The organism is Pandoraea commovens (assembly GCF_024704525.1).
In the GTDB taxonomy this organism is placed as follows: domain Bacteria; phylum Pseudomonadota; class Gammaproteobacteria; order Burkholderiales; family Burkholderiaceae; genus Pandoraea; species Pandoraea commovens.
Genome location: NZ_CP102780.1, coordinates 806117 through 819381, shown reverse-complemented (window position 1 = coordinate 819381; position 13265 = coordinate 806117). Strand labels below are relative to the sequence as shown.

Here is a 13265-nt window from a genome sequence, read left to right as displayed (position 1 = left end):
CAATCACTCTGCGCAAAAGCCAGGCTCGATGCACCGAGCATCAGCATTGCGAGGCAAATATGGCGATTTTTCATAGTCCTCGTCTCCGACTATTTCAAAGCTATATTCCGAAGCGATTACCTCCAGTGGGCCACAACCATGCTGAGTCACGTTACACGGCACATGTCCCACAAGCCCGCGTTCTAGACGTGATCTAACCCGCAGACGAAGGCGCAATGCCGGTTCTGTCGCGGGCACCGGTGATATTTGCCCGCCCACAGACCGCCACAAATTGAGCATATGGTCGTGGCCGTCCGCACCAACGAAGAATCCCAAAAGTCTTTGAATTGAGTGGACCGAATCCTATTCCACAGGAACGTTCCGGAATGCTTGTTTACGGTGTGCTTGTGCTGTGGACAGCGATGTGATTTGCGCTCCCTGCAGAGTCGGGCAGCGCTGAGAGAAATGCGGTCGTCCCACGTCAGTCAAGCGCTTCCGATATCCCCCGATGAAAGCCTCGCGATGCTACGTGGGCGCCCGTTACACCACCACCATCTGCGAAATCTTCTGCGCGGCCTGTTGCAACGGCGCGAGGAATTTCGCTTCCATCTCGGCGGCCGACGTCCGGTTCGCCTGACCACTGACGTTCATGGCGGCGATCACCTGCCCACCGCGATTGCGGATCGGCGCAGCAATCGAAATCAGCCCCTCTTCCAGTTCCTGATCGACGAGCGCCCAGCCCTTTGCGCGCACGTCGAGAATTCGCGCGCGTAGCGTGTCGATGTCGGTGACGGTGCGTCCGGTGTACTGACGCAGATCGGCGCGGCGAAGGATGGCGTCGAGTTCGTCGTCCGGTAATGCGGAGAGCATCACGCGGCCCATCGACGTGCACCACGCTGGCAGACGGCTGCCGATGGAGAGGTTGATCGACATGACTTTGCGTACAGGCACCCGCAGCACATAGACGATGTCGTCGCCGTCGAGCACCGACGCCGAGCTGCTTTCCTGCACCTCCTGGACCAGCGCCTCCATGAACGGCTCGGCCAGATTCCACAGCGGCATCGACGTCAGGTAGGAGAAGCCGAGGTCAAGAATGCGCGGCGTGAGACGAAACAGACGCCCTTCGCTGCGCACGTAACCCAGTGCTTCGAGCGTGAGCAGAATGCGCCGCGCTCCGGCGCGCGTGAGGCCGGACGCCTGTGCCACTTCGGAGAGCGTCTGCGCCGGGCGCGCTGCGTTGAACGCCTTGACCACCGCCAGCCCGCGCGCAAACGACTGTACATAGGAGTCACCCGGCTTCTTATCGGTCGCATCGGGGGTGTCGTTCGTCGCTGGGGTCATTGGTCAGTGAAAGTCGGTGAAAGTTGAGCTTTGCGTGAACGGCAAGCGTAATGGATTTGCGCCGCCGGTTCTACCGTGCGCATTCGGCTCGCTCAAGTCTCACTCACGTCCGTCTCTGGGCCTTTTCGCACCGAGCGCATCGCAAAGACTCCGGGCAGCCCCTCGCTTGACGCCCAACGACGGAAGGCTTACGCTGTTCTTATAGCGAATATTTGTTCGCTATAAGAACATTGTGAACCAGACGATGCCGCCGCACAAGACGTCATCGCCCGGAGACAGCCACCGGAAACGCGATTGCAAAGCGTGTTCATCCGGTTGGAATGCGGATTTGCGAATTGACGGAAATGCCCAGGAGGCACGTGTGATCAACAAGATTTACGACTCGCTCGCCAGTGCGGTCGCGGACGTCCACGACGGCGCGACGATCATGATTGGCGGCTTCGGCAACGCCGGGATGCCCTCGGCGCTCATCGACGCCCTGATCGAACAAGGCGCTCGCGACCTGACCATCGTCAACAACAACGCTGGCAACGGCGAAACGGGCCTCGCCGCCCTGCTCAAGGCCGGGCGCGTGCGCAAGATCATTTGCTCGTTCCCGCGTCAGACCGACTCGCAGGTGTTCGACGGTCTTTACCGCGCTGGCAAGATCGAACTGGAACTGGTGCCGCAAGGCAACCTCGCCGAGCGCATTCGTGCCGCAGGCGCGGGCATCGGCGGATTCTTCACACCGACCGGCTACGGCACGCTGCTCGCCGAAGGTAAGGAGACGCGCGTGATCGACGGCAAGTCGTACGTGCTCGAATCGCCTATCCACGCCGACTTCGCGCTCATCAAGGCGCTCAAGGGCGACCGCTGGGGCAACCTCGTGTATCGCAAGACCGCCCGCAACTTCGGCCCGATCATGGCCACGGCGGCGAAGTGCGCCATCGTTCAGGTGAGCGAAGTCGTCGAACTCGGCGAACTCGATCCGGAAGCCGTGGTGACGCCCGGCATCTTTGTGCAGCGTGTGGTCGCCGTGCCGCCCACCGCCGCCTGATCCCCATCTGAACCGGAGCAAGACATGAATCGACTGACCCGCGACCAGATGGCCGCCCGCGTCGCCCAGGATATTCCCGACGGCGCTTATGTGAACCTCGGCATCGGCCTGCCCACGGCAGTAGCGAACCATCTGCCCGCCGAGAAAGAAATCATTCTCCAGAGCGAGAACGGCGTGATCGGCATGGGCCCGGCCCCTGCCAAGGGTGAAGAGGACGAAGACCTCATCAACGCAGGTAAGCAACCCGTCACGCTCAAGCCGGGCGGTGCCTACTTCCACCACGCCGACTCGTTCGCGATGATGCGTGGCGGCCACCTCGACTTCTGCGTGCTGGGCGCGTTCCAGGTCTCGAAGACCGGCGACCTCGCCAACTGGCACACGGGTGCACCCGATGCGATTCCGGCCGTTGGCGGTGCGATGGACCTCGCGAGCGGCGCGAAGCAGGTGTTCGTGATGATGGAACACCAGACCAAGCAGGGCGAGAGCAAGATCGTCGAGCAGTGCACGTATCCGCTCACCGGCGTGGGCTGCGTCACGCGCATCTACACCGACCTCGCGGTCATCGACGTGACGCCCGACGGGCTGCGCGTCGTCGATATGGTCGAAGGCCTCGCGTTCGACGAACTACAACGCCTGACCGGTGTGACGCTGCTGCCGTCACCGGCCGTTGCCTGACACTGCGCAAGACACCTTCGCCGGGACATCCCATGATGTGACCGGCGATTTTTTGACGTAAGCGCGGTCCCCGCCATGACCGGCCAGCCTTCACGTCAGACGTTCCATCCATTCGGTGAGGTAGACAAATGAGTGAAGTCTTCATCTGCGACGCGATTCGCACCCCTATCGGCCGCTACGGCGGCGCACTGTCGTCGGTGCGTGCCGACGATCTCGGCGCGATCCCCCTCAAGGCGCTCATGGCGCGCAACGCGAACGTCGACTGGACGCAAGTCGCCGACGTGATCTACGGCTGCGCCAATCAGGCGGGCGAGGATAACCGCAACGTGGCGCGCATGTCGTCGCTGCTCGCCGGTCTGCCGCAGGACGTGCCGGGTGCGACGATCAACCGTCTGTGCGGCTCGGGCATGGACGCCATCGGCACCGCCGCGCGCGCCATCAAGGCAGGCGAAGCGGGTCTGATGATTGCGGGCGGCGTGGAAAGCATGAGCCGTGCGCCGTTCGTGATGGGCAAGGCAGCCAGTGCGTTTTCGCGTCAGGCGGAGATGTACGACACGACCATTGGCTGGCGCTTCGTCAATCCGCTGATGAAGTCGCAGTACGGGGTGGATTCGATGCCCGAGACGGGCGAGAACGTGGCGACGGATTTCGGCATCAGCCGCGAAGATCAGGATCGCTTTGCGGTGCGCTCGCAGGAGAAGGCGGCGCGCGCTCAGGCAAACGGCACGCTGGCCGAGGAAATCACGCCGGTGTCCATCGCCCAGAAGAAGGGCGAAGCGATCATCGTGGATCGCGACGAACACCCGCGTGCAACGAGCATGGAAGCGCTCGCCAGACTTAAGGGCGTGGTACGCCCTGATGGCACCGTGACCGCCGGTAACGCTTCTGGCGTCAACGACGGCGCCTGCGCTCTGCTGCTGGCAGACGAGGCGAGTGCGGCGCGCTATGGCCTGACGCCGCGTGCCCGTGTGTTGGGCATGGCGACGGCAGGGGTGGCACCGCGCATCATGGGCATCGGTCCGGCTCCCGCAACGCAAAAACTGCTCGCGCGGCTCGGTATGTCGCTCGATCAGTTCGACGTGATCGAACTCAACGAAGCGTTTGCGAGCCAGGGCCTGGCCGTGTTGCGACAACTCGGCGTGGCCGACGACGATCTGCGCGTCAATCCGAACGGTGGCGCCATTGCGTTGGGCCATCCGCTCGGCATGAGCGGCGCACGTCTGGTGACGACGGCGATGTATCAACTGGCGCGTACGGGTGGTCGCTTTGCGCTGTGTACGATGTGCATTGGGGTCGGCCAAGGCATCGCTATCGCCATCGAAGCGGTGTAATACAGCACCACCGCCGATGTTTTCGGGCCGGGAGTGCGTGCGGTCACCGGTAAGTTCCGCCACGCCGCTCCCGATGTCCCGCCCGCACGATCAGTGCGGGACGGGACGCTTCTGCCCAATGTCTCCTTCAGTCCTTCCTGTCGTTCCTTAGCGTTCGCTGCTCAGACAGCCTTCGCCACGTCACGCATGACGGCGTCGAAGAACTTGCCTTGTGCGTCAGCATCGCTGCGTGCGTAGGCACGGTTGATGCCGCTGATGACCGCACGGATCGAGGCCGTCGTCAGATTCGCGTCGATACCCACACCGAACGCGCTACCCACAATCGTTTCGCCCGCCATTTCCGCGATGGCGATGGCACGTGCGTCTGCGCCTTGCGTCAGCGCGCGCTCTTCGTAGTGCTGCACGCGAACCGGCGTGCGCATGGCGTTCATCAACGCGTCGAGCGGACCGTTACCGGCACCCGACACCGTCGTGCGCTGGCCATGCACGTCGATGGTCACGGCGATGTGCTGACGGCCGTCGCGCTCGGAGAGCGTGTGGGCAACATAAGCCACCGGATCCGTCGACGCCACGTATTCCTTCTGGAACAGTTGCCAGATCTGCGAGGCGGTGACTTCCGCGCCCGTCTCGTCGGTGTAGCGCTGTACGGCCGAGCTGAAGTCGACTTGCAGGCGACGCGGCATTTGCACGCCGTACGTCTGCTCCAGCAAGTAAGCGATACCGCCCTTGCCCGACTGGCTGTTCACGCGAATGATCGAGTCGTACGTGCGGCCGAGATCGCTCGGATCGATGGGGAGATACGGTACTTCCCAGACGGCATCGGGCTTCTGCGCGGCGAGGCCCTTCTTGATGGCGTCCTGGTGCGAGCCGGAGAACGCGGTGAACACGAGATCGCCGACATACGGGTGACGCGGGTGCACCGGCAACTGCGTGCATTCTTCCGACGTGCGAGCGATTTCGTTGATGTTCGAGAAGTCGAGGCCCGGATCGACGCCCTGCGTGTACAGATTCAGACCGAGCGTGACGAGATCGACGTTACCCGTACGCTCGCCATTGCCGAAGAGGCAGCCTTCGATGCGATCGGCACCGGCCATCACGGCCAGCTCGGCGGCGGCGACAGCCGTGCCACGGTCGTTGTGCGGGTGAACGGAGAGGATCAGCGAGTCGCGACGCGCGAGGTTGCGGTGCATCCACTCGATCTGGTCGGCGTAGTAGTTCGGCGTGCCGATTTCGACGGTCGCGGGCAAGTTGACGATGCACTTGCGCTCAGGCGTCGGCTGCCATACGTCGAAGACGGCGTCGCAGACTTCCTTGGCGAAATCGAGTTCGGTGCCCGTGAACGTTTCCGGGCTGTATTGCAACGTCCATTGCGTTTCCGGCGCAGCGTCAGCGCAGCGCTTGATCGTCTTGGCGGCGGACACGGCGAGGGCCTTCACACCCGGCTGGTCGAGATTGAAGACGATGCGGCGGAATTCGGGGGCGGTGGCGTTGTAGAGGTGAACGATGGCGCGCGGTGCGCCCTTGAGCGAGGCGAAGGTGCGTTCGATGAGGTCGTCGCGGGCTTGCGTGAGCACTTCGATGGTGACGTCGTCGGGAATGTGACCGCCTTCGATCAGCTCGCGCACGAAGTTGAAATCGGTGTCGGAGGCCGACGGGAACGCCACTTCGATTTCCTTGAAGCCAATGGCGACGAGCGTCTTGAACATGCGCATCTTGCGCTGGGCGTCCATCGGCTCGAAGAGCGCCTGATTACCGTCGCGCAGGTCGGTGCTCATCCAGATCGGGGCACGCGTGATAGTGCGGCTCGGCCACTGTCGGTCGGGGATGTTGACGGGGGCAAAAGGACGGTACTTCGTAGCGGGGTTCTTCAACATGGCGGGTCTCGATTGTCAGCAAAAGTGTCAACCGGACGACGCACAGACGCAGATAAGCTACGACCTCCGGTTGGATGAACCGGGGCTCAGGTCGGCGTAACTGGGGAAAATCAGCGGTGCTTCAGTGAGGAATTCAGACGATGCACGCGCGCAGCAACGGACCAAGCCCGGTGGAGCGGGCTAGTAGTCGTAGCGAGAGGGAGAATTGCGCGGTGATCATGTGACACATGAAATCACAGATTTTCGGACGCTGTCAACCATGATGTGTCGCCTCGCGAGTTTCCCACGATGTGCGACGAGCAGCGTCGCCCCCTCAAAGCGGCACGGCCGACGTGCATTTGATCTCGTCGAGACAGACGCTCGACTTCACCGCGCTCACGCCGGGAATGCGCATCAGCGTATCGAGCAGAAACTCGGATAGCGCTTTCAGATCGCGCGCCACGACCTTGAGCACGTAGTCGATGTCGCCCGTCACGGAAAAGCATTCCTGAATCTGCGCGAGTTCCGCGACCAGTCCCTTGAAATTCGACAGGTCGCGGATATGGCCGCGCTCCATCGTCACATGGACGAACGCGACCACGCTGAAGCCGAGCCGTTGCGCGTCGAGCCGCGTGTCGTAGCCCTTGATCACGCCCATTTCTTCGAGACGGCGGTGACGCCGCAGCGTCTGCGCGGGCGAAAGCTTGATCGCTTCGGCCAGTTCGAGATTCGAAATGCGCCCGTGGCTCTGCAATATCCCCAACAAACGTACGTCAATCCGATCGATCTCAATGTCATGCATTTTTATTTCCAATAACAGACAATTTTAGAAATATTAGTGCATAACCTAGGGTTTCCCTAGCGCATTTACGAAATCCTATTTTGTGCCGACGCACTTACACTGCCCCTCATGAAATGACGCAAATGTGCGCGAAACACTTGCGACAGCAAGGATTTCGACGAACGGAACGAGCCGATTGCGATAACCCGACCCACTGGTCGATAAAGCACAATTTTGTTGCACGATCCGAAGTCGTCTGCATTTACCGGGACGTAACCTCCGGCCGGTGCACGCGTCCAATGAATTTGTCATCCCTACAAATCACTTCACCAAGCCGAGACGATCATGGCCGACCTGTTTGAAAATCCGATGCAATTGATGGGCTTCGAATTCGTGGAATTCGCTTCGCCTACGCCGAACGTCCTCGAACCCATTTTCGAACAGATGGGCTTCACGCTCGTGGCGCGTCACCGCTCGAAAGACGTGGTGCTGTACCGTCAGGGCGAGGTCAACTTCATCGTGAACCGCGAGCCGAACAGCGAAGCGGCCTACTTCGCCGCCGAACACGGCCCGAGCGCCTGCGGCATGGCCTTCCGTGTGAAGGACTCGCACAAGGCCTACGCCCGCGCGCTGGAACTCGGCGCACAGCCGGTCGAGATCGAAACCGGTCCGATGGAACTGCGTCTGCCGGCGATCAAGGGCATTGGCGGCGCGCCGCTCTATCTGATCGACCGCTTCGAAGAAGGCAAGTCGATCTATGACATCGACTTCGAGTACATCGAAGGCGTCGACCGTCACCCGGTCGGTCACGGCCTGCGCCTGATCGATCACCTGACGCACAACGTCTATCGTGGCCGCATGGCTTACTGGGCCAACTTCTACGAGAAGCTGTTCAACTTCCGCGAGATTCGCTACTTCGACATTTCGGGCGAATACACCGGCCTCACCTCGAAGGCGATGACCGCCCCCGATGGTAAAATCCGCATTCCCCTGAACGAGGAATCGGCCAAGGGCAGCGGCCAGATCGAGGAATTCCTGATGGCCTTCAACGGTGAAGGCATTCAGCACATCGCCTTCCTCACCGACAACCTGCTTCAGGTCATCGACAACCTGCAAATGGCGGGCGTCGATCTCATGACCGCACCGAACGACTTCTACTACGATGCGCTCGAGACCCGTCTGCCGGGTCACGGTCAGCCGGTGGGCGAACTGAAGGCGCGCGGCATTCTGCTCGACGGTACGACCGAGAACGGCAAGCCGCGTCTGCTGTTGCAGATCTTCTCGAAGACGCTGCTCGGCCCGGTGTTCTTCGAGTTCATCCAGCGCGAAGGCGACGACGGCTTCGGTGAAGGCAACTTCAAGGCGCTGTTCGAATCGCTCGAGCGCGACCAGATCGAGCGCGGCACGCTCAAGGTCTGAGTTCCGGGGAGACATGATCGTCCGCTCGCACGGACGATCCCAAAGGACACGGTGACGGCGCCATAAGCGCCGCGCCGTGGCGGCTCAACGCTTCCGGTTCGTGCTCACCGCATGAAAACAGAGAAGCGCGTCGCGTGAATACGAAGGTAGGGTAAGGAACAGACATGTCCGCCAACGCAGCAAAAGATGGCTCGCTCCACCGCGGCCTGAAGAATCGTCACATCCAATTGATCGCGCTCGGTGGCGCGATCGGCACCGGCCTCTTTCTCGGCATCGCCCAAACCATCAAAACCGCTGGACCCTCAGTCTTGCTGGGCTACGCCATTGCGGGCGTCGTCGCGTTTTTCATCATGCGCCAGCTCGGTGAAATGGTCGTGGACGAACCCGTCGCCGGGTCGTTCAGCTACTTCGCCAACAAGTATTGCGGTCAATTCGCGGGCTTCGTCTCCGGCTGGAATTACTGGGTGCTTTACGTCCTCGTCTCGATGGCCGAACTCTCCGCCGTCGGGATCTACGTTCAGTACTGGTGGCCGGGCATTCCCACGTGGGTCTCGGCACTCGTTTGCTTCGGTGTCATCAACGCCATCAACCTCTCCAGCGTGAAGTCGTATGGCGAGATGGAGTTCTGGTTCTCTATCGTCAAAGTCGCCGCCATCGTCGGCATGATCGGCTTCGGCGGTTATCTGCTCGTCTCCGGCAACGCAGGCCCGCAAGCGAGCGTGGCCAACCTGTGGCAGCACGGTGGCTTCTTCCCGAACGGGGTGTCCGGCCTCGTCATGGCGATGGCGGTCATCATGTTCTCGTTCGGCGGGCTTGAGCTGGTCGGCATTACGGCGGCGGAAGCGGACGACCCGTCGCGCAGCATTCCGCGCGCGACCAATCAGGTCATCTACCGCATTCTGATTTTCTACGTCGGCGCACTCGGCGTGCTGCTCTCGCTGTATCCGTGGGAAAAGGTCGTGTCCGGCGGCAGCCCGTTCGTGCTGATCTTCCATGAACTGAACAGCAACTTCGTCGCGCACGTGCTCAACGCCGTGGTGCTGACTGCCGCGCTGTCCGTCTACAACAGCTGCGTGTATTGCAACAGCCGCATGCTGTACGGTCTGGCCGGTCAGGGCAACGCGCCGCGCGCGCTGCTCAAGGTCAACTCGCGTGGCATTCCGCTGGCCGCCCTCGGCGTCTCGGCAGCCGCGACGGCCGTGTGTGTGGTGATCAACTACTTCATGCCGGGCAAGGCGTTCGAACTGCTGATGGGTCTGGTCGTGTCGGCCCTGATCATCAACTGGGCGATGATCAGCGTGATCCACCTGGCCTTCCGTCGTGCCAAGGCACGCGCAGGCGAGACGACGTTCTTCAAGAGCCTCGGCTACCCGCTCACGAACTACCTGTGTCTGGCGTTCCTCGCGGGCATTCTGGTCGTGATGTATCTGATTCCGGATCTGCGCATCTCCGTGTATCTGATCCCGGTGTGGCTGGTCGTGCTGGCCATCGGCTACCGTCTGCGTCAGAAAAACGTGGCCGCGCCGGTGCCGGTGAGCGCAACGCGTTAAATAAGTCAACGCCGCACGCCGGGCTTTCGACGCCCGGCGTACACCCGGCAGTGCCGCACTAGCGGTATCATCGAGCGTTACCCCGTCGTTATCCCATCGCTATTCCAGGAACTGCCATGTTCGAACACATCGATGCCTATCCCGGTGACCCGATCCTCTCGCTCAACGAGAATTTCGCGAAAGATCCGCGTACCAACAAGGTCAACCTGAGCATCGGCATCTATTACGACGACGCTGGCCGTCTGCCGGTGATGAACGCGGTTCGTCAGGCCGAAGCCCTGCTGCTGGCCGAAGTCGGTCCGAAACCGTATCTGCCGATGGCTGGCTTTGCCAACTACCGCGACGCCGTGCAAGGTCTCGTGTTCGGCGAAGACTCGCCCGCGCGCAAGAACGGCAGCATCGCTACCGTGCAGACGCTCGGCGGCTCGGGTGCCCTGAAGGTTGGCGCAGATTTCATCAAGCGTTACTTCCCCGGCTCGCAGGTGTGGGTAAGCGATCCGACGTGGGATAACCATCGCTTCATCTTCGAGCGCGCCGGTTTCACCGTGAATACGTATCCGTATTACGACGAAGCCACTGGCGGCCTGCAATTCGAAGCGATGGTCGACGCCATCGACAAGTTGCCTGCACGCAGCGTCGTGCTGCTGCACGCTTGCTGCCATAACCCGACCGGCGTCGATTTGAACGATGCGCAATGGGTGCAACTGATCGAAGTGCTCAAGAAGCGCGAACTGTTGCCCTTCGTCGACATGGCGTATCAGGGTTTCGGCTCGGGCATCGAAGCCGACGCGTTCGTGATTCGCGAACTGGCGCGTCAGGGCCTGCCCGCATTCGTCGCCAACTCGTTCTCGAAGAATTTTTCGCTGTACGGCGAGCGTTGCGGCGGCCTGTCGGTCATCTGCGAATCGTCGGAAGCGGCCGATCGCGTGCTGGGTCAGTTGACGAGCGCCGTGCGCTCGAACTACAGCAACCCGCCCACGCACGGCGCGAAGATCGTCGCGAAGGTGCTGAGCACGCCGGAACTGCGCAAGTCGTGGGAAGAAGAACTCGCGGCCATGTGCCAGCGCATTACGCGCATGCGCGGCGCGATTCACGACGGTCTGCGTGGCCATGTGCCGGACACCATGCTCTCGCGTTATCTGGAGCAGCGCGGCATGTTCACGTACACGGGCCTGACGGCCGCACAGGTCGATGTGCTGCGTGAAGCTCACGGCGTCTATCTGATCCGCTCGGGCCGCATGTGTGTGGCCGGACTGAACGAGAGCAACGTCGCCGTAGTGGCCGACAGCATCGCCAAGGTGCTGAACGGCTGAGTTTGCGCTCGCTGAGATAAGAAAGGGACGGCAATTGCCGTCCCTTTTTCATTGGCGCGACGAAAACGTTACGACGCCTGCTTCAGGAATTCCAGAAGATCGGCGTTCACCTTGTCTGCCTCGACGGTACACATGCCATGCGCGCCGCCCGGGTAAATCTTCAGCGTCGCGTTCTTGACGATCTGCGCGGTGAGCTTGCCCGAATCGTCGATCGGCACGATCTGGTCGTCGTCGCCATGCAGCACGAGCGTCGGCACGTCGATCTTTTTGAGGTCTTCGGTGTAATCCACCTCCGAGAATTCCTTCACGCACAGGTACTGGCCGAGGTGCGAACCCCACATGCCCTGCGCCCAGAAGGCGTCGATCACGCCCTGCGACTTCTTGGCGTTCGGACGGTTATAGCCGTAGAACGGCACCGCCAGATCCTGATAGAACTGCGAACGATTCGCTGCGACATTCGCTCGAATATCGTCGAACACACCGATGGGCAGACCACCCGGGTTCTTGTCCGACTTGAGCATGACGGGCGGCACGGCACCGATGAGCACGGCCTGCGCCGCGCGCTTCGTGCCGTGACGGCCCAGATAATGCGCGACTTCGCCACCGCCGGTCGAGTGGCCGACGAACGTAGCGTTGTTCAGATCGAGATGCTCGACGAGGGCGGCGAGGTCGTCGGCGTAGGTGTCCATATCGTTACCGGTGCCCGGCTGGTCCGAGCGGCCGTGACCACGACGGTCGTGCGCGATCACGCGATAGCCGTGCTGCACCAGAAACAGCATTTGTGCGTCCCAGGCATCGGCGCTCAGCGGCCAGCCGTGGGAGAACACGACCGGGCGGCCCGTGCCCCAGTCCTTATAAAAAATCGAAGTGCCATCCTTCGTCTTGAACGTGCTCATGGTGTCGTCCTTAGGTGAGGAAAGTTCGTGCACCAACAATAGGGCCAGTGCGATCGAAGGCTTTTAATTTAAGGCGTCGATGAGCCGCGTTACAAGGTGAGATTTTTTGATGCGCGCGTGAGTGACATTCACTGAACCTATCTCATGGCTGTCATGAAGGTCGGACCCTTATGGTTCGGCACAACTGCGGTGCATGCACAAACGACATCGGTGCACGCGCCAGCGCGTCCGAGCGCTTAGCGTTATATTGGGCGTCCCGCGGCGCTGTTGGCCGCTCATCCCCAATGCGTCGATCCCCATGTCCGATCAATCCGCCGAGTTGTCCCAGTTCCCGATCACGCGCAAGTGGCCTGCCGCGCACCCGGAACGTCTGCAACTGTATTCGCTGCCCACGCCCAACGGGGTGAAGGTGTCGATCATGCTCGAAGAAATCGGGCTGCCGTACGAAGTGCATCTGGTGAATTTCCAGACCAACGATCAGCTCACGCCGGAATTCCTCTCGCTCAACCCGAACAACAAGATTCCCGCGATCCTCGATCCGAACGGTCCCGGCGGCAAGCCGCTGCCGCTGTTCGAGTCGGGCGCGATCCTCTGGTACCTCGCCGAGAAGACCGGCAAGCTGCTGCCCGTCGATCCGGCTGCGCGTTACGAGACGCTGCAATGGGTGATGTTCCAGATGGGCGGCGTCGGTCCGATGTTCGGCCAGTTGGGCTTCTTCAACAAGTTTGCAGGCAAGGACTACGAGGACAAGCGTCCGCGCGACCGTTACGTCGCCGAATCGAAGCGCCTGCTCGCGGTGCTCGATGCACGTCTGGCCGACCACCAGTGGCTGATGGGCGACGAATACACCATCGCCGATATCGCCACGTTCCCGTGGGTTCGCAACCTCGTCGGCTTCTACGAGGCGGGCGATCTCGTTGGCTTCGATCAGTTCAAGAACGTGCAGCGCGCACTGGGTGCATTTGTGGCGCGTCCGGCAGTGATTCGCGGGCTGGAGATTCCGAAACGCCCTGCCTGAGCGTGATGTGACGTACATTTCGCGACGTCAAAAAAAAAGACCGGTGCATCGTGAAGACGCACCGGTTTGAGAT

General features: G+C 61.5%; 11 protein-coding genes. 7 read left to right on the top strand and 4 right to left on the bottom strand.

Going from position 1 to position 13265, the window contains the following annotated elements; genetic code table 11:
• Positions 1 to 519: 519 nt before the first annotated feature.
• Complete coding sequence (locus tag NTU39_RS04110) at positions 520 to 1320, bottom strand: IclR family transcriptional regulator (protein ID WP_150665474.1); 801 nt, start codon at positions 1318 to 1320, stop codon at positions 520 to 522.
• Between the two features lie 361 nt (positions 1321 to 1681).
• Here NTU39_RS04110 and NTU39_RS04105 point away from each other — a divergent pair, with 361 nt between their 5' ends.
• The 3 genes from NTU39_RS04105 to pcaF all read left to right on the top strand — a co-directional run bounded on the left by NTU39_RS04105 (position 1682) and on the right by pcaF (position 4362).
• A complete protein-coding gene (locus tag NTU39_RS04105) occupies positions 1682 to 2356 on the top strand; it encodes a 3-oxoacid CoA-transferase subunit A (protein WP_150661247.1) in 675 nt (224 codons plus the stop codon).
• Positions 2357 to 2380: 24 nt separating this feature from the next.
• The gene (locus NTU39_RS04100) at positions 2381 to 3031 is read left to right on the top strand and encodes a 3-oxoacid CoA-transferase subunit B (protein WP_150665472.1); all 651 of its coding nucleotides are present in this window, start codon (positions 2381 to 2383) and stop codon (positions 3029 to 3031) included.
• Positions 3032 to 3159: 128 nt separating this feature from the next.
• A complete protein-coding gene (gene pcaF, locus NTU39_RS04095; RefSeq protein ID WP_257959266.1) occupies positions 3160 to 4362 on the top strand; it encodes a 3-oxoadipyl-CoA thiolase in 1203 nt (400 codons plus the stop codon).
• Positions 4363 to 4523: 161 nt separating this feature from the next.
• On the opposite strand, the gene leuA is transcribed toward pcaF, so the two are convergent.
• Together leuA and NTU39_RS04085 are read right to left on the bottom strand one after the other, a co-directional pair.
• Positions 4524 to 6236 (bottom strand): 2-isopropylmalate synthase, encoded by a 1713-nt coding sequence (leuA, locus tag NTU39_RS04090; protein WP_150665470.1) that lies wholly within the window; start codon positions 6234 to 6236, stop codon positions 4524 to 4526.
• Positions 6237 to 6549: 313 nt separating this feature from the next.
• Positions 6550 to 7017: an Lrp/AsnC family transcriptional regulator gene (locus NTU39_RS04085; protein WP_039395891.1), complete on the bottom strand. Its 468-nt coding sequence runs from the start codon at positions 7015 to 7017 to the stop codon at positions 6550 to 6552.
• A gap of 324 nt (positions 7018 to 7341) precedes the next feature.
• Here NTU39_RS04085 and hppD point away from each other — a divergent pair, with 324 nt between their 5' ends.
• The 3 genes from hppD (at position 7342) to NTU39_RS04070 (ending at position 11278) form a co-directional block, all read left to right on the top strand.
• Positions 7342 to 8415 (top strand): 4-hydroxyphenylpyruvate dioxygenase, encoded by a 1074-nt coding sequence (gene hppD, locus NTU39_RS04080; protein WP_039395888.1) that lies wholly within the window; start codon positions 7342 to 7344, stop codon positions 8413 to 8415.
• Positions 8416 to 8579: 164 nt separating this feature from the next.
• On the top strand, positions 8580 to 9965 hold the full coding sequence (locus NTU39_RS04075; RefSeq protein ID WP_150665469.1) for an amino acid permease: 1386 nt from the start codon (positions 8580 to 8582) through the stop codon (positions 9963 to 9965).
• Between the two features lie 116 nt (positions 9966 to 10081).
• Positions 10082 to 11278 carry an amino acid aminotransferase gene (locus NTU39_RS04070; protein WP_150665468.1) on the top strand — a complete coding sequence of 399 codons (1197 nt, stop codon included), beginning with the start codon at positions 10082 to 10084 and terminating at the stop codon, positions 11276 to 11278.
• A gap of 68 nt (positions 11279 to 11346) precedes the next feature.
• Here NTU39_RS04070 and NTU39_RS04065 read toward each other — a convergent pair whose 3' ends face one another.
• Positions 11347 to 12174 carry an alpha/beta fold hydrolase gene (locus NTU39_RS04065; protein WP_150665467.1) on the bottom strand — a complete coding sequence of 276 codons (828 nt, stop codon included), beginning with the start codon at positions 12172 to 12174 and terminating at the stop codon, positions 11347 to 11349.
• 298 nt (positions 12175 to 12472) lie between these two features.
• Here NTU39_RS04065 and NTU39_RS04060 point away from each other — a divergent pair, with 298 nt between their 5' ends.
• Positions 12473 to 13192, top strand: coding sequence for a glutathione S-transferase N-terminal domain-containing protein (locus NTU39_RS04060; protein ID WP_150665466.1), 720 nt, complete (start codon positions 12473 to 12475; stop codon positions 13190 to 13192).
• Positions 13193 to 13265 lie beyond the last annotated feature (73 nt).